At 50.9% G+C, this 16,346-nt stretch carries 14 protein-coding genes; all 14 read left to right on the top strand.

What is annotated here, in order from left to right:
• Positions 1–3: 3 nt before the first annotated feature.
• The 14 genes from tviB (at position 4) to UIB01_RS08530 (ending at position 16,326) form a co-directional block, all read left to right on the top strand.
• Entirely contained in the window at positions 4–1,281 is a 1,278-nt protein-coding gene (tviB, locus tag UIB01_RS08470) for a Vi polysaccharide biosynthesis UDP-N-acetylglucosamine C-6 dehydrogenase TviB (protein WP_038658865.1), read from the top strand.
• Positions 1,282–1,353: 72 nt separating this feature from the next.
• On the top strand, positions 1,354–2,379 hold the full coding sequence (locus tag UIB01_RS08475) for an NAD-dependent epimerase/dehydratase family protein (RefSeq protein ID WP_038658870.1): 1,026 nt from the start codon (positions 1,354–1,356) through the stop codon (positions 2,377–2,379).
• Positions 2,380–2,481: 102 nt separating this feature from the next.
• Positions 2,482–3,675 carry a glycosyltransferase family protein gene (locus tag UIB01_RS08480; RefSeq protein ID WP_038658873.1) on the top strand — a complete coding sequence of 398 codons (1,194 nt, stop codon included), beginning with the start codon at positions 2,482–2,484 and terminating at the stop codon, positions 3,673–3,675.
• Positions 3,676–4,212, top strand: coding sequence for an acyltransferase (locus UIB01_RS23570; RefSeq protein WP_080695064.1), 537 nt, complete (start codon positions 3,676–3,678; stop codon positions 4,210–4,212).
• Positions 4,213–4,295: 83 nt separating this feature from the next.
• Complete coding sequence (locus tag UIB01_RS08485) at positions 4,296–5,555, top strand: hypothetical protein (protein ID WP_155268705.1); 1,260 nt, start codon at positions 4,296–4,298, stop codon at positions 5,553–5,555.
• On the top strand, positions 5,548–7,047 hold the full coding sequence (gene murJ, locus UIB01_RS08490) for a murein biosynthesis integral membrane protein MurJ (protein WP_038658879.1): 1,500 nt from the start codon (positions 5,548–5,550) through the stop codon (positions 7,045–7,047). The genes UIB01_RS08485 and murJ overlap by 8 nt, the downstream gene beginning before the upstream one ends.
• Before the next feature lie 119 nt (positions 7,048–7,166).
• Entirely contained in the window at positions 7,167–8,042 is an 876-nt protein-coding gene (locus tag UIB01_RS08495) for a dTDP-4-dehydrorhamnose reductase family protein (protein ID WP_038658882.1), read from the top strand.
• Positions 8,043–8,151: 109 nt separating this feature from the next.
• Positions 8,152–9,162 carry a polysaccharide biosynthesis protein gene (locus tag UIB01_RS08500; protein ID WP_038658884.1) on the top strand — a complete coding sequence of 337 codons (1,011 nt, stop codon included), beginning with the start codon at positions 8,152–8,154 and terminating at the stop codon, positions 9,160–9,162.
• On the top strand, positions 9,155–10,282 hold the full coding sequence (wecB, locus tag UIB01_RS08505) for a non-hydrolyzing UDP-N-acetylglucosamine 2-epimerase (protein ID WP_038658887.1): 1,128 nt from the start codon (positions 9,155–9,157) through the stop codon (positions 10,280–10,282). The genes UIB01_RS08500 and wecB overlap by 8 nt, the downstream gene beginning before the upstream one ends.
• A 477-nt stretch (positions 10,283–10,759) precedes the next feature.
• A complete protein-coding gene (locus tag UIB01_RS08510) occupies positions 10,760–11,884 on the top strand; it encodes a glycosyltransferase family 4 protein (RefSeq protein WP_038658890.1) in 1,125 nt (374 codons plus the stop codon).
• Positions 11,884–12,480 (top strand): sugar transferase, encoded by a 597-nt coding sequence (locus UIB01_RS08515; RefSeq protein WP_038658892.1) that lies wholly within the window; start codon positions 11,884–11,886, stop codon positions 12,478–12,480. The genes UIB01_RS08510 and UIB01_RS08515 overlap by 1 nt, the downstream gene beginning before the upstream one ends.
• On the top strand, positions 12,477–13,097 hold the full coding sequence (locus UIB01_RS08520; protein ID WP_038658895.1) for an acetyltransferase: 621 nt from the start codon (positions 12,477–12,479) through the stop codon (positions 13,095–13,097). The genes UIB01_RS08515 and UIB01_RS08520 overlap by 4 nt, the downstream gene beginning before the upstream one ends.
• An 8-nt stretch (positions 13,098–13,105) precedes the next feature.
• Complete coding sequence (locus UIB01_RS08525) at positions 13,106–14,290, top strand: DegT/DnrJ/EryC1/StrS family aminotransferase (protein WP_038658898.1); 1,185 nt, start codon at positions 13,106–13,108, stop codon at positions 14,288–14,290.
• Positions 14,291–14,316: 26 nt separating this feature from the next.
• The gene (locus tag UIB01_RS08530) at positions 14,317–16,326 is read left to right on the top strand and encodes a polysaccharide biosynthesis protein (protein ID WP_038658901.1); all 2,010 of its coding nucleotides are present in this window, start codon (positions 14,317–14,319) and stop codon (positions 16,324–16,326) included.
• The last annotated feature ends 20 nt before the right edge of the window (positions 16,327–16,346 follow it).

The raw sequence follows: 16,346 nt of genomic DNA on the forward strand, positions 1-16,346 counted from the left end.
CATATGCTCAGCTTGCAAGAAGTAAAACTCGCTGTTATCGGTCTTGGCTATGTCGGCCTGCCACTTGCCGTCGAATTCGGTAAGAAACGCTCGGTGGTGGGTTTCGATATTAACCAACAGCGCATCGATGCACTGAAGGCTGGCCACGATGCCACCCTGGAGGTCAGCGATGACGAGCTGAAAGAAGCTGCGAAGCTTATCTACAGCGCCAGTCACGACGACATGAAAAGCTGCAATGTATTCATCGTTACCGTACCTACGCCCATCGACGAACACAAACAGCCCGATCTCACCCCTTTGATCAAGGCTTCAGAAACTATCGGTTCGGTTTTGAAGAAGGGCGATATCGTCATATATGAGTCCACCGTCTACCCTGGCGCCACTGAAGAAGATTGCGTCCCCGTGCTAGAAAGGGTTTCCGGCTTGAAGTTCAACGTGGACTTTTTCGCAGGCTATAGCCCAGAACGTATAAATCCGGGTGACAAGAAGCACCGGGTTACGACGATCAAGAAGGTCACTTCGGGCTCGACACCGGCAGTGGCTGATCTGGTGGACGCCTTGTACGGGGAAATCATTATCGCCGGCACCCATAAAGCTAGCTGTATCAGGGTTGCCGAAGCGGCAAAAGTAATCGAGAACACCCAGCGCGATCTCAATATCGCCTTGATCAACGAGCTGGCAATCATCTTCAACCGGATGGGTATCGATACCGAAGCCGTGTTGCAGGCGGCTGGAACAAAATGGAATTTTCTACCTTTCCGGCCAGGGTTAGTCGGGGGGCATTGCATAGGCGTTGATCCCTACTACCTAACACATAAAGCGCAAAGCATCGGTTATCACCCCGAGATTATCCTTGCAGGCCGGCGGCTTAATGACGGCATGGGCGCCTACGTGGTTTCCCAGCTGGTCAAGGCCATGCTAAAGCGCCGTATCCATGTAGATGGTGCCCGCGTGTTGGTGATGGGGCTGGCTTTTAAGGAGAACTGCCCCGACCTGCGTAATACGCGAGTGGTGGACATCGTTAGTGAACTGGCGGAATACAACATTCAGGTCGATGTCTATGACCCCTGGGTGTCGGCTGTGGAAGCACAGCACGAGTATGGAATTACCCCAATCACCGAGCCGGCTGTCAATGCCTATGACGGTGTTGTCCTAGCCGTGGCTCACAACGAATTCCGTGAGCTTGGCGTTGAAGCTATCCGAAAGTATGGCAAGGCCAAGCAAATCATTTACGATCTAAAGTACCTTTTGCTTGCTGAGGAAGCAGATCTGCGCCTGTAATGAAACGCACCTGCGGCGCAGCAAGTACATATTCCATAATGGATTCCTTCTTCATTTACCAATGAGTACGTTATGAGTCGTTACGAATCCATGCTGCAAGAACTACCCAAAGCCCCCAAGACTTGGCTCATTACCGGGGCAGCTGGGTTTATTGGCTCTAACCTATTAGAAACACTGCTTAAATTCGACCAGCGCGTGGTTGGGTTGGATAACTTTGCCACAGGCCACCAGCGTAACCTCGACGAGGTTAAAGCCGTAGTTACCGCAGAACAATGGAAGCGGTTCCACTTCATCGAAGGCGACATTCGCAACCTGCAAGACTGTAAAAAAGCCACTGAAGGCGTCGATTATGTCCTGCACCAGGCCGCACTGGGGTCAGTCCCGCGCTCTATCGCCGATCCGGTTACCACCAACGAAACCAATATCAGCGGTTTTCTCAACATGTTGGTCGCCGCCCGTGATGCAGAGGTGAAAAGCTTTACTTACGCTGCTTCAAGCTCGACCTACGGTGATCACCCCGGCCTCCCGAAAGTAGAAGACATCATTGGTAAACCCCTATCGCCGTATGCGGTAACGAAGTATGTCAATGAGCTCTACGCTGAAGTTTTCGCAAAAACCTATGGTTTTAACACCATCGGCTTGCGCTACTTCAACGTATTCGGTAGACGCCAGGACCCAGATGGCGCCTATGCCGCCGTCATCCCTAAGTGGACGGCTGCCATGATTAAACGAGAGGACGTATTTATTAACGGAGACGGAGAAACCAGTCGCGATTTCTGTTTTATCGCGAATGTCGTGCAAGCAAACCTGTTGGCGGCTACAAGCAATGATACGGCAGCCCGTAATCAAGTCTATAACGTCGCCGTAAATGCTCGTACGAGCCTTAATGAATTGTTCAGTGCTCTCAAATTTAGCTTGAGTAAAAATGGCGTTCTCTACGATAAAGAGCCGGTCTATCGAGATTTTCGCGCCGGGGACGTGCGACACTCTCAAGCTGATATAGGCAAGGCTCAGCGTATATTAGGCTACGATCCAAAGTTTGATATTAATACTGGCATTGAACAAGCAATGCCTTGGTACATCGGGCTCTTTAAGTAAATTCTTAGGTGGGTAAGATTTCTATCGCCATTAAAATTCCGTGAACGTCCATGACGTGCGCCTGAGAGTAGCGGTTAATAACATGAAGGCTACCGGCTGAATATGAGTAAAGGGACAATAGTCTACATCGGCGGCTTCGAACTGCCTGACAGAAATGCTGCAGCGCATCGCGTTCTAGCGAATGGCAAAATCCTGCGAGAACTCGGTTACGAAGTTGTTTTCTTGGGTGTCGACAGCGCTCGATCTGTTGGGGCCGAACTTTCCCGTCGCGACTTTTTCGGCTTTGAATGTTGGAGCGTTCCCTATCCTATAGGGGGAGTGGCGTGGCTGAAATATATTATGGGTTTGTCCACGATCATCAAGTTTCTTCGCAAGAGCCGCTCCGTTAAAATTTCGGGTGTAATTTGCTATAATTACCCAGCTGTGGCCCAAAGTCGTATAAAACTGCTGTGTCAGCGCGCAGGCGTAAAAATGATTGCTGACGCTACAGAGTGGTATGACGCAAGCGCAGGAAGTCTCGTTCATCGAGTCGTTAAATTTATCGATACTTCGCTGCGTATGCACATCGTTCACCGGCTTGCGGATGGAGTCATAACCACCAGCAAATATTTGACGCAATTTTATGATCGCATGGGTAAGGTGACAGTCGAACTCCCTACGCTATTCGATGCAAATAACTTCAAGCCGCCACCAGTACGCGAAAAATTTACGCGGAAATATTTCATTTACGTGGGGTCGCCTTTTGATGCAGGCCGAATAAACAAGGCGCGCAGTAACGTTAAAGAGCGACTTGATGTATGTGTTGAAATGTTTTACCAGTTGTACTGTGCTGGCGAAGACTTCTGTTTTGAAATATATGGCATCAGTGCAGAAGATTATTTGCATGTGTTTCCTGAGCATTCCACTATGTTGAAAAAGATGGTGCGGTGTACCTTTTTCAGGGGTAGACAACCTAACCAGTTAGTGTTGAAGCGCATCGCTGAGTGTGATTTCAGCATATTCTTTCGTGACGAAACGCGGGTGACCTTGGCTGGATTCCCCTCGAAATTGGCAGAGTCGATTAGCTGCGGTACGCCAGTAATTTCAAACAAGATGATGAGCCTAGAGAATTATGCGCAAAGCGAGGGGCTTCTTCTTACTTCACGGGGCGAAGAACTAGCATTGGTTAAGCAAGTTATGAATTATTCCTCCGCCGAAATAAATGCCATCAAACAGCGTGCTTACCGCTCACGAAAATTTGATTACAGAAACTACTTGGCCAAGGTCTCAGTATTTCTAGCTAAGGTGGAGCTTTAAATGAAGATAAGAAGATTGCTGAAACTTTTCACTGCTCCCGTAAATATGCTATATGCAGCCTTGTACCCTGTGTCATATGCACAAAAAATAGGGGTTGAGCTAAAAGGTCGTGTAACAATATATGGGTCTAGTTATGCTATGTTTAGTTCTGAACCGTACTTAGTAACCTTGGGTGATAATGTTTATATAAGCATTGGGGCGTGTTTTATTTGTCATGATGGTTCGACACTGCCCTTCCGAAAGGATATTCCCGACCTTGAATTGGCGGGAGAAGTCAGAGTGGGGGATAATGTGTTTATAGGTGCAGGGGCATTGATTCTTCCGAATGTGACTATTGGAAGTAATTGCGTTGTAGGAGCTAACTCTGTTGTAACAAGGAGCGTGCCTGACGGCTCTATTGTTGCCGGTAATCCGGCTCGAGTGGTAAGTAAGACGGAAGATTTTCTAATTCGCGCTCAAGAAAAATCTTTAAAGATTGGACATTTGACGGGTCTTGAAAAGATACTGGCTTATAAAAAGATATTTAATAAGAAATGAAAATATTTGGCTATCGATATCTTCCTCTGAATATATATGTGGGGTATTCGATATTTGTTTTGTCGAGTCTGTTTCTGGGTCCTATGAAGTACAAGGACCTAGATTATTTTATTTTGGTTTCTTTTGTTTCGGTTTTGGTTTTATTGTTTTGGCTAGGGTATGTGATTGGTGCTCGTGGGGAATACCGCCAGTGCTCGAACTGCTTTGAGTCACGCTTTATTTCTTACCGGAGGATTAAGCCATTCCTTGCGTGGCTTTTGGCTTTCGGTGTGATTAGCTCTATAGCGCAATGGTATTCATTTTTTGATTCGGGCGGCGGCTTGAGTCTAAGCGACATCGGAGATAGTTACGTCAAAGGATATGAGGGGTATGAGCGTGGGCAAGCCAAAATTGATTTTTTCTATATTTTAAATATTATTGATCAGGCGTTGGCTGGCCTTGTGCTTCTATTTTCCTTTTACTATTTTCGGGTAATGGGGGGGGCGGCGAGATATGCTTTTTTGTTTGTGGTGGCGACGTATCTTTTAATCAATGTGGTTGGTACCGGCAAGCAGAAATATTTGGGTGATGTGGTCATATTTGGTTTTTTCTGCATGATAATAAATCTCGCCACCAAGGGGCAGAAGTTTAAGTTGCGAACTTTGGCTGCTGTTGCTGTGGGTGCCGTCTTCGTATTTATTATGTTTGTGGAGGTTCTTCGGCAACGTTACTCGGCCGCTGGTATCGGTCTTGATAATATTTACGAGAAAACTCACCCTTTGATTACTTGGGATGACGGGGCATTGGTGTTAGGGCTTGTCAGTTCGGACTATGCTTTGGCGTTAGGGGTGTTTCTTAGTTATTTTACCAGCGGTCTATATGGGTTGTATCTAAGTCTAACGCTGCCTTTTGAATGGACTTATTTTGTCGGTAATTCGTATTCCCTTGGGAGAATTGTTGAGATAGTCTTCTCGGCGGATGGTGCTATTCTGAAGCGCACGTACCCCTATCGTGTTGATCTAACTTATGGATGGGGGTTCGATAAGTGGCATTCGCTGTTTTCTTGGTTGGCTTCGGATATTACCTTTTTTGGTATTCTACTCTTTACACCTCTGTTCTCGTTCTTGTATGCAAGGCTTTGGTTAGAGGCTATAAGGGCTAGCAACCCGTTTGCCGGCCCTTTGTTTATTTACCTGTCGTTGGGATTGATATTTAGCTTTGCCAATAACCAAATCATGCATGGTTTGGCTGGCGTTATTGTACTGGTGGTGTTACTTGCAGGATGGGTTCTTTCGCGTATTTTTTCGCGACAACACCGTTCTACCGGGATGATCTTAGTCGCCGAGAGGAGAAAAGATGAGTAAGCGTTGGAGGTTTATTCTCATACTTTTGCTCATTTTTCTCGGAAAGTTGAGCGGGTTCGCTAAGGATATTCTAATAACTTTTTATCATGGTGTCTCGGTTGTTACGGATGCCTATTTTTTATCGAGCTCTATATCTTCAGTGTTGTACATGGCTATATATTCGGCCATCCCCGTGATTGTAGTGCCACTTTATGCCCGTCTGGTAGCAGATGAAACGCGCATACGTATCAATAGAGATCTTTCTGCAGCGGTATTTTTCTTTTTGGTTGTGTCTCTTTGTGTGGCTGTTTATGTTTTTTATGCGGCTGGTTTTTTGGTGAGTTTATTTTCTGGTGGCATTAATGAACAGGTTAAGGGTTTGGCTGTAAATTATTTGTCTATTATGGCTATGACTTTTGCGCTTTCGACTCTCGTATCTTTCTTTAACGCCATACAGACAGTCAATAAGGTTGTCGTCCCGTCCTATGCTATGCCGATTATTAATAATATGGTTTTTTGTGTGGGCTTGTTTTTTTTTAGTTCGGCTGGTGAGTTCTATAAAATACTTGTGTTAGGAGTCTTGGCTTGGTTTGTGTTGGTGGTTGTAAATTATCTTATATCGCGCAAGAGCTTTTCGTTCGAATTTCGACAGGCATTGATTTTTTTTGTAGATAGCAAGTTTATGCTCCTGTTTCTTCCGGCGGTCATAGCGTTTTACGTAGAGCAGGTTAATAGTTTCGTGGGTGTTTATTTTGCGTCGAAGCTCGGTGTCGGTGCTATATCAGTCCTTGCTTACTCGAATAAACTGAATTTGATATTTCTTTCAGTGTTCTTGGTGTTTTTGACTGCTTCACTGTTTCCTCGTATTGCGGCGGTGTCAGCGCGAAATGAACAGGCTGAATTATTTGGCTACTTGATGGGGTGTATCCGATTGGTCGTTATTTGTTCGGTTCCAGCCGTTATCTATATGAGTTTCTACTCTGTTGAGATCGTAGGGCTTTTGTTTCAGCGTGGAAACTTTCTGATAGACGATGTTGTCAAGGTCGCATCAGTTTTTTCAGTGGTTTTGCTTGCCCTGCCTTTCTGTCTGGTGCGCGATATTATGAATCGCGTTTTCTTTTCATATGGTAATACGTTCACGCCTGTTTTGTTATCGCTGTTCGCTCTGTTCATTAACTTTGCGCTTAGTTATGCGCTATATCAGCGGCATGGTTTGGTTGGATTGGCCTTTGCTGTAGTGGTATCCACTATTTTTAATAGCGTTCTCATTACCTTTCTGGTTGAGCGTAAGATGAAGTTTTATCTACTCGTTCCATGCTTGAAATTTTTGGCGCTATGCAGCGTTTGCGGTGTCGCTGCTTATTTTTCGCTGAGTTGGCTACATGTTATGTTTTTTAATTATTGGATGGTTTTAGCTATTCCTTTTGCTTTGGTTTATTTCATTTGTCTTCTGATATTTCGGATAGCGGAGGCGCAGTCCTTGGCTCAGCTGCTGCGCAGGCGGCTGGCGTGAGTTAGCTACTTGAGTTGGCTGAGCTTTATGTCGAGTAAGCAGATAGGATTGGATAAAATTTGAATGCCATAACATTACATCGCTATTGCGTCATTTTACGAAATTAGAGGGGCAGAGTAATGCGAGTATTAGTCCTTGGGGCCTCCGGGATGTTAGGCAACGCTGTGATTGATGTTTTCAATCAGGACTCGTCTTACGAGGTCTGGGGAACGCTTCGCAGTTCCTCTGCTCTGCGCTATTTCGCGGAAGAGCAGCGTGCCCGGTTGCTGGTGGGCGTCGATGTTCTGGACCAAGATGCGCTTGTGCGGGCACTGGATATGGTGCGCCCGGGCGCGGTTATAAATTGCGTCGGGTTGATCAAGCAGTTGGCCGACGCCCAGGATCCGCTTTCTACGCTGCCGGTGAATGCGATGTTCCCGCACCGCCTTGCCAGGCTCTGTGGGCTCGCCGGCATCCGGGTGATTCACGTCAGCACGGATTGTGTCTTTTCTGGGCGGGCAGGGTCCTACGCGGAAACCGATCCATCGGATGCGGAAGACCTGTACGGCAAATCCAAGTTCATCGGCGAGCTCCATGATCTGAAGCATGCGATCACGCTTCGAACTTCGATCATCGGGCATGAACTGAATTCAAACTTCGCGCTGGTGGATTGGTTTCTTTCACAGAGGGGAGAAGTTAGGGGGTATGCCAAGGCAATCTTTTCCGGTTTGCCCACGGTTGAGTTGGCTACGGTCATCAAAGATCGCGTATTAACTCATGCGGACCTTTACGGGCTGTATCACGTTGCCGCGGAGCCTATCTCAAAGCTGGAGTTATTGCGTCTGATTTCCAGTCAATATCAAAAGGATATTGATATACAGCCTGACGATCGGCTGGTGATTGACCGCTCTCTCAATTGCGAACGCTTCCGCCAAGCTACCGGTTATGTTGCACCGGCTTGGCCTGAATTAGTGGAGAAGATGTTTCAATCATGTATCAGAAGACCTGCTCGATAGTTTGACCGGTTCTGTTTGGAGTCGAATAATTGTTGCCTGGTATTTTAGATTCCGCTGCAAAGTTCTGGTTGCTAACCTTGGATTTGCTTAATTATATTGAGATTTTTATATGTTCGACGATAAGATCTTGCTGATAACGGGTGGTACGGGCTCTTTTGGAAACACCGTACTCAAGCGTTTTTTGGATACTGGTGTACGCGAGATACGTATCTTTAGCCGCGATGAGAAAAAACAGGAGGACATGCGAATTGCGTTGGCCAACGACAAGGTAAAATTCTACATCGGAGACGTGCGGGATTATACCAGCATTTCCCAAGCGATGATCGGTGTTGACTATATCTTTCACGCAGCGGCCCTAAAGCAAGTACCCTCTTGTGAGTTTTATCCCATGGAGGCTGTCCGAACTAACGTTATCGGCACTGAGAATGTGTTGAATGCGGCAATTGCTACTGGCGTTAAACGTGTGGTGGTACTCAGCACTGATAAAGCTGTATATCCGATCAATGCCATGGGTATTTCCAAGGCGATGGCGGAGAAACTCATGGTCGCCAAGTCTCGGATGATTCCGGAAAGCGGTCCGGTTATTTGTGCGACCCGCTACGGTAACGTCATGGCCTCACGCGGTTCGGTGATCCCGCTGTTTATCAGTCAGCTCAAGAATAGAGAACCGCTGACTGTCACCGATCCGAATATGACCCGTTTTCTCATGTCTTTGGAGGACTCGGTCGATTTGGTGTTGCATGCCTTCGAGCATGCTAAGCAGGGCGACATATTTGTGCAAAAGGCTCCGGCTTCGACGGTGGCGGATCTTGCGCAAGCACTTAAAGAGTTGTTTGGCTGTGATAATGCAGTCAAGGTTATTGGCACTCGCCATGGCGAGAAATTGTATGAGTCGCTGATCTCCCGTGAGGAAATGGCCAAAGCTGAAGACATGGACCGGTATTACCGCATTCCGGCAGACAACCGCGACCTGAACTACAAGAAGTTCTTTGTCGAGGGTGAACAGCATATTTCCGAGCTAGATGACTATACCTCGCACAACACCGAGCGCCTGAGTATTCAAGGCATCAAGGATGTATTGCTGAAGCTGGGTTACATTCAGGAGCAGCTCAATGCTTAAGGTCATGACGCTAGTCGGCACCCGCCCGGAACTGATCAAGATGAGCCGCGTGATCGCGGAGCTGGATAAGCAGGTCCAGCATATTCTGGTTCATTCGGGGCAGAACTATGATTTCGAGCTGAACCAGGTGTTTTTCGATGAGCTAGAAATTCGCAAACCCGATCATTTTCTTGGTGCTGCTGGTGATACCGCAGCCAAGACCATTGCCGAGGTGATTGCCAAGGCTGACGAGGTGTTCGAGCTGGAGAAGCCCGATGCACTCTTGTTGTATGGCGATACCAACACCTGCTTGGCGATTATTGCGGCCAAGCGCCGGAAAATTCCTGTCTTTCATATGGAGGCAGGCAATCGTTGTTTTGACCAGCGCGTGCCAGAGGAACTCAACCGTAAGGTGCTCGATCATTTGAGTGATATCAATATGGTCCTGACCGAGCATGCGCGCCGCTACCTGATTGCCGAGGGCATTCGCCCGGAAACCATCATCAAGACCGGTTCGCACATGGAGGAAGTTCTGGATTACTACATGCCCCGCATCCAGGCCTCCGATGTGCTGCAGCGCGAAGGTTTGCACGAAGACAAGTTCTTTATCGTCAGTGCCCACCGCGAAGAGAACGTCGACACGCCGGAAAACCTCCGCGATTTGTTGGCAACCCTGCGAGCTCTCGCCGATACGTACCAGTATCCAATCATCGTTTCCACTCACCCGCGCACGCGAAAGCGTCTTGAGGCGCTGGGCGAGTCGCAGGAGCACCCGCAAATTCGTTTTGTCAAACCATTCGGCCTGCTGGATTACATCAAGCTGCAGATGTCGGCTTTTTGCGTGCTGTCCGATAGCGGAACCATTACCGAAGAGGCTTCGCTGCTGAACCTGCCAGCGATCACGATCCGCAATGCCCATGAGCGGCCTGAGGGCATGGATGAGGGCACGCTGGTCATGAGTGGCCTGAAAAAAGAAGGTGTGCTGGATGCGGTACGCGTGGTAACCAGCCAGCATGAGCGTGACCGGCGGGTGATTCCTGTGGTGCGGGACTATCAAGCAGGGCCGGTATCGAAGCAGGTCGTCAGAGTCGTACTCAGTTACACCGACTACATAAACCGCACTATATGGTATAAATTTTAAAGGTGAGGCCAATGACGCACGGTCTGATATGCTTCGGAGTTTAAATTCGGCCGGCTTAAGATCCGTAGTTTCTAATTTGGTTAAAACTTGGAATTCGTGTTATTTGCCGATTTCCACTTGCGCAGCTGTAGTGTCATGGTGCTGAATTTATACTATTGTCTCGGGCGGGTATTGCAAGGACGTATTAGTTAAGATTTTAGTGGCGATCTATGATCGAGCGTTCGTAGTGCTTCGCGGGTGGTGATAAAGTTTAGGTGTAAATTAATTATTTTTCATGTAAAGGTTTGTATTAGGTTGGTGCTTTTTTGGCGTAACTACCCAGTTTTGTATGTGTTTTCGTTTTGCTTACAGCCCAGCACTGGCATTGCCGTGTCTGCGCAAATGCGGGGGGCGCAAGCCTCCGCTCGCGATGTAACTAACAGCATGATTTTGGGTATGTGCTGATTTTTGAGATATGGTTTGTGGAGTAGTTACAGCATGACCTTCCTCCTGATCGCAAGCTTCCCCGACTCGCTCCTGCGGTTCCGTGGTGCTTTGATTAATGCTCTACTGGCTCGGGGCCTATCTGTACATGTGGCGGCCCCGGACCTTCCTGCAGGCAGCACCATTCGCCAGCGCCTGGAGGCGAAGGGCCTGCAGGTGCACGAGATTCCCCTGCGCCGTACTGGAATGAATCCACTCTCTGATTTGTGCAGTTTGCTGAATTTGTGGCGCCTGATGCGTCGGATCCGTCCCGATTACGTACTGGGTTACACCATCAAACCGGTGATCTACGGTTCGCTTGCGGCACGGTTGGCTGGCGTTCCACGGCGATTCGCCTTGATCACCGGTTTGGGGTATGCATTCCAAGGTCAGGAGGACGGCGGACATTGGCGTAGTTTGTTGCGCTCAATGGTGCTGCGCTTGTATGCCGTCGCGCTGCACGGTACGCATAAAGTGTTCTTTCAGAATCCCGACGATCAGGCATTGTTCCTTGAGTCAGGGCTCCTTCCGCCGGCGACGCCGTCCTTCGTGGTGAACGGGTCCGGAGTTGATGTGGCGGAGTACAGCTTAGCGCCGTTGCCGCCTGCTCCGCGCTTTTTGCTGATCGCCCGCCTGCTGGGCGACAAGGGCGTTCGCGAGTATGCCGAGGCCGCGCGACAAGTACGTTCACGCCATCCTGAAGCAGTATTCAGTCTAGTCGGCTGGATTGACGAGAACCCGGATGCGATTAAGCAAGAAGAGCTGGATGCCTGGGTGGCAGAAGGCACTCTTGAATTCCTCGGTCGCCTGAGCGATGTACGTCCAGCAATTGCTGCATGCAGCGTCTATGTGCTGCCTTCTTATCGAGAAGGCACACCGCGCACAGTGTTGGAAGCTATGGCTATGGGGCGCGCCATCATCACTACTGACGCACCCGGTTGTCGTGAGACGGTGGTGGACGACGACAATGGCTTATTGGTGCCTGTTAGAGCGGTGAATGAGCTGGTTGCCGCTATGCAGCGTTTCATCGCTGAACGAGAGCTAGTAGTTCGCATGGGTGCCCGATCACGACTGATCGCTGAACAAAAGTACGACGTACATCGGGTCAATGCCGTGATGCTGAAGGAGATGGGAGTCTGATGCTCAAGCGCCTTTTCGATATTGCCGCTTCCGCTTTCGGTTTATTGCTTCTAGCGCCAGTCATTGCCATTGTCGCCTGGCAAGTTCGCCGGAAATTAGGCTCGCCGCTTTTCTTTCGTCAGGTCCGTCCTGGCCTGAATGGCAGGCCATTTGAGATGATCAAGTTCCGCACCATGAGTGATGCCGCGGATGCGGCAGGCAACCCACTGGCAGATTCTGAGCGTATGACGTCGTTTGGCAAATTCCTGCGCTCCAGTAGCCTGGATGAGCTGCCGGAATTGTGGAACGTGCTCAAAGGGGAAATGAGCCTAGTCGGTCCGCGTCCACTATTGATGGAGTACCTGCCGCTATATAGTCCCGAGCAGTATCGGCGCCATGAGGTACGCCCTGGAGTGACCGGTTGGGCTCAAGTCAATGGTCGCAACGCGTTGAGTTGGGATGAAAAGTTCAAGCTGGATGTCTGGTACGTGGACAACCGTTCATTCTGGCTGGATCTGAAAATCATCTTCTTAACCATCAAGACTGTGGTGGTTCGTGATGGCATCAGTGCCGATGGTGACGTGACCATGCCCAAGTTCACGGGGCGCAAGCCATGAAACAACTTGCGATTCTGGGCGCTAGTGGTCACGGCAAGGTGGTGGCGGATACGGCCGAATGCTGTGGTTGGCAATCAATTGATTTCTTTGACGATGCGTGGCCCCGTCTTGGACATAACGGCGTCTGGCCTGTTGCGGGCAATACGACGAGGCTCATCGAGCGCTTCGCTGAGTTCGACGGTGTGGTGGTTGCTATCGGTAATAACTCTATTCGTCACGCTAAGTTACTCCAGTTGCGAGCGGCAGGAGCTTCGTTAGCAACGTTGGTGCATCCCGCTGCTAGCGTCAGCCGGTACGCTTCCATCGGGTTTGGCTCCGTCATCTTCGCGGGGGCGGTGGTCAACGCTGATGCTTCCGTAGGGATGGGTGCTGTTCTTAATACCGGGTGCAGCATCGACCACGACTGTGTACTGGGTGAGGCTGTTCATATTAGCCCCGGCGCTCACCTAGCTGGCGGCGTTCATATTGGTGACGAAAGCTGGGTAGGTATAGGCGCTAGCGTTCGTCAATTGGTCGCGATCGGGAAGCGGGTGATGGTGGGGGCTGGTGCGGCAGTTGTCGGTGATATTCCGGACGATGTGACGGTTGCTGGCGTACCGGCTAAACGACTGAGGTAGTTATTTTTATGCTTAACACACCGTTCAGCTCTTGGCCGAGCTTCACCGAAGAAGAGGCCGATGCCGTTCGTGACGTGATTCTTTCCAACAAGGTGAACTATTGGACCGGGCAGGAATGCCGTGCTTTCGAAAAAGAGTTTGCTGTGTGGAGCGGCACTGAGTACGCCATCGCACTAGCTAACGGTACTGTCGCTTTAGATTTAGCGCTACAGGCGTTAGGCATTGGTGCTGGTGATGAAGTTGTGGTGACGCCGCGCACTTTCCTTGCTTCGGTTTCCAGCATCGTGAACACCGGGGCAGTTCCGGTGTTTGCTGACGTTGATAGAGAGTCTCAAAATATTACGCGAGAGACGATTCAGGCTGCACTTACCTCTCGCACTCGGGCAGTTGTCTGTGTTCACTTGGCCGGTTGGCCATGCGATATGGACCCGATCATGGCTTTGGCTGCCGAGTACGACCTTAAGATCATTGAAGATTGCGCGCAGGCTCATGGTGCGACTTATAAGGGGCGCCCGGTTGGTTCGATCGGCCATATAGCTGCCTGGTCCTTCTGTCAGGACAAGATCATGACCACCGGGGGAGAAGGTGGGATGGTCACCACAAATGATCGCGAGCTGTGGTCGAAGATGTGGTCGTTCAAAGACCACGGCAAAAGCTGGGAGGCGGTCTATGAGCGGGAGCATGCCCCAGGTTTTCGTTGGCTGCATGAAAGCTTTGGTACTAACTGGCGGATGATGGAGGTCCAGGCAGTGATCGGTCGAATCCAGCTTCGCCGCATGCCGGAATGGCATGCGGCGCGCTTGGCGAACTGTCAGCGGATATGGTCCACAGCCGAAGCATTGCGGGGATTGCGCGTCCCGCAAATTCCCCAAGTTATCGGCCACGCCGGCTATAAATGCTATGTGTTCGTTGAGCCCACGCAGCTAGCGGCTGGTTGGAGCAGAGATCGAATTCTGGAAGAAATATCGAAGCAGGGAGTTCCTTGCTATTCAGGCTCCTGCTCAGAGGTGTATTTGGAAAAAGCCTTTGAGGGGACAGGCTGGCGGCCTGATCGACGCCTACCAGTCGCCCGGGAGTTAGGGGAAACCAGCCTTATGTTCCTGGTGCACCCGACATTGACGGATTCAGAGATGAAGAAGACTTGTTCCGTCCTAACGCAGGTCATGACCTTTGCCACGAATCCAGTCGCTTGAGTGGGCTGCCATAACGAGAGGTTATTGTGTTACGACGTGCTGAAGAGCTAAGGGCGAGACTGGTAAGTTTGCCGCGGCAGCATAAACGCTTGATCCAGGTCTCCGCGGACGTGCTGCTGGTCTGGATGGCGCTGTGGTTGTCTTTTTACATCCGACTTGGGAACGCAAGTTTCGTAGATCCGCTCGGAGGACACGCCTGGCTGTTCGGCATCGCGCCGCTGGTTTCCATCCCGCTCTTCGTTCGCTTCGGCATGTATCGCGCGGTCATGCGTTACTTCGGCAACGATGCGCTGATCGCAATCGCAAAGGCCGTCACGCTCTCCGCATTGCTGCTTTCTCTTGCGGTGTACTGGCGTACCGATGCACCGAAGTTGATTCCACGCTCGATGGTCTTCAACTACTGGTGGTTGAGCCTCATGTTGATTGGTGGCTTGCGCCTGCTGATGCGCCAGTACTTCATGGGGGACTGGTTTTCACCGAACACGGCCACCAAGTTCAAGGGCAAAGAGGCAGGACTACCCAAGGTCGCCGTGTATGGCGCGGGTGCAGCGGGCAATCAGCTGGTGGCGGCGTTGCGCATGGGCCGGGCGATGCGGCCTGTGGCGTTTATCGACGACGATCCGAACTTGCACAACCGAGTCATTGCCGGGCTGCGTGTCTATTCGGCCAAGCAGATCGCGCAGCTGGTCGAGGAGACCAGCGCTGGAGAAATCCTGCTGGCCATTCCTTCCGCATCACGGGCTCGCCGCCGTGAAATTCTGGAAATGTTGGAACGTTTCCCTTTGCACGTACGTAGCGTGCCGGGCTTTATGGATTTGGCGAGCGGCAAAGTGCAGGTTGAAGACATCCAGGAGGTGGATATCGCCGACCTGCTGGGACGTGACGCGGTGCCGCCGCAGCAGGCCCTGTTCGAGAAGTGCATTCGCGGCAAGGTTGTGATGGTGACGGGTGCCGGTGGGTCGATCGGCTCGGAGTTGTGCCGTCAGATTATTTCCACCAAACCTCAGGCGCTGCTCTTGTTTGAGCACTGCGAATTCAACCTCTACAGTATTCATCTCGAGCTTGAACGGCTGGTGGAGCGATCATCCTTGGCGACGAGGTTGGTGCCGATCTTGGGGTCGATTCGCAATCCGGACCGGCTGCTCGACGTGATGCGCACGTGGGAGGTCGAGACGGTTTATCACGCCGCTGCCTACAAACACGTACCTATGGTCGAACACAATGTGGCGGAAGGCGTGCTGAACAATGTGATCGGCACCTTGAATACGGCGCAGTCGGCCGTGCAGGCCGGGGTCAGCAACTTCGTACTGATTTCCACCGACAAGGCAGTGCGGCCGACGAATGTCATGGGCAGTACCAAGCGTGTTGCCGAGTTGATTTTGCAGGCGCTGAGTCGTGAACCGGCGCCTAGCTTGTTTGGCGTTGCGGACGCCCTGCATCACGTCAACAAGACCCGTTTCACGATGGTTCGTTTTGGCAATGTGCTCGGCTCGTCGGGTTCGGTCATCCCGCGTTTCTATGCGCAGATCCGGGCGGGTGGGCCGGTGACGGTTACGCATCCGAAGATTACCCGCTACTTCATGACCATTCCCGAAGCGGCTCAGCTGGTGATCCAGGCGGGCTCGATGGGGCAGGGCGGGGACGTGTTCGTGCTGGACATGGGGCAGCCGGTGCGTATTGCCGAGCTGGCCGAGAAGCTGATCCATCTTTCTGGCTTGAGCGTGCGTTCGGAGAAGTGCCCGCACGGGGATATCAAGATCGAGTACACCGGTTTGCGTCCCGGCGAGAAGCTGTATGAGGAGCTGCTGATCGGCGACAACGTGAGCCCCACCGAGCACCCGATGATCATGCGGGCCAATGAAGAGCATCTTGATTGGGATGCGCTGAAGAACAGGTTGGCGAAGCTGGTCAAGGCCGTGGAGAACGACGACTATCCGCAGGTTCGGCAGCTGCTGCGGGAGGTGGTGAGCGGGTATGTGCCGGAGGGGGAGATCGTCGACTGGATCTATCAACAGCGGCGGGTGGAGCCGGAATAGTGCTGTGCTTTGAGGGCGGC

Origin of the sequence: Stutzerimonas decontaminans (assembly GCF_000661915.1) — a bacterium.
Lineage (GTDB): Bacteria > Pseudomonadota > Gammaproteobacteria > Pseudomonadales > Pseudomonadaceae > Stutzerimonas > Stutzerimonas decontaminans.

Excerpts from the sequence above, each read along its gene's own strand:
- tviB (WP_038658865.1), top strand. The coding sequence starts at position 4 with ATGCTCAGCTTGCAAGAAGTAAAACTCGCTGTTATCGGTCTTGGCTAT.
- UIB01_RS08475 (WP_038658870.1), top strand. The coding sequence starts at position 1,354 with ATGAGTCGTTACGAATCCATGCTGCAAGAACTACCCAAAGCCCCCAAG.
- UIB01_RS08480 (WP_038658873.1), top strand. The coding sequence starts at position 2,482 with ATGAGTAAAGGGACAATAGTCTACATCGGCGGCTTCGAACTGCCTGAC.
- UIB01_RS23570 (WP_080695064.1), top strand. The coding sequence starts at position 3,676 with ATGAAGATAAGAAGATTGCTGAAACTTTTCACTGCTCCCGTAAATATG.
- UIB01_RS08485 (WP_155268705.1), top strand. The coding sequence starts at position 4,296 with ATGAAGTACAAGGACCTAGATTATTTTATTTTGGTTTCTTTTGTTTCG.
- murJ (WP_038658879.1), top strand. The coding sequence starts at position 5,548 with ATGAGTAAGCGTTGGAGGTTTATTCTCATACTTTTGCTCATTTTTCTC.
- UIB01_RS08495 (WP_038658882.1), top strand. The coding sequence starts at position 7,167 with ATGCGAGTATTAGTCCTTGGGGCCTCCGGGATGTTAGGCAACGCTGTG.
- UIB01_RS08500 (WP_038658884.1), top strand. The coding sequence starts at position 8,152 with ATGTTCGACGATAAGATCTTGCTGATAACGGGTGGTACGGGCTCTTTT.
- wecB (WP_038658887.1), top strand. The coding sequence starts at position 9,155 with ATGCTTAAGGTCATGACGCTAGTCGGCACCCGCCCGGAACTGATCAAG.
- UIB01_RS08510 (WP_038658890.1), top strand. The coding sequence starts at position 10,760 with ATGACCTTCCTCCTGATCGCAAGCTTCCCCGACTCGCTCCTGCGGTTC.
- UIB01_RS08515 (WP_038658892.1), top strand. The coding sequence starts at position 11,884 with ATGCTCAAGCGCCTTTTCGATATTGCCGCTTCCGCTTTCGGTTTATTG.
- UIB01_RS08520 (WP_038658895.1), top strand. The coding sequence starts at position 12,477 with ATGAAACAACTTGCGATTCTGGGCGCTAGTGGTCACGGCAAGGTGGTG.
- UIB01_RS08525 (WP_038658898.1), top strand. The coding sequence starts at position 13,106 with ATGCTTAACACACCGTTCAGCTCTTGGCCGAGCTTCACCGAAGAAGAG.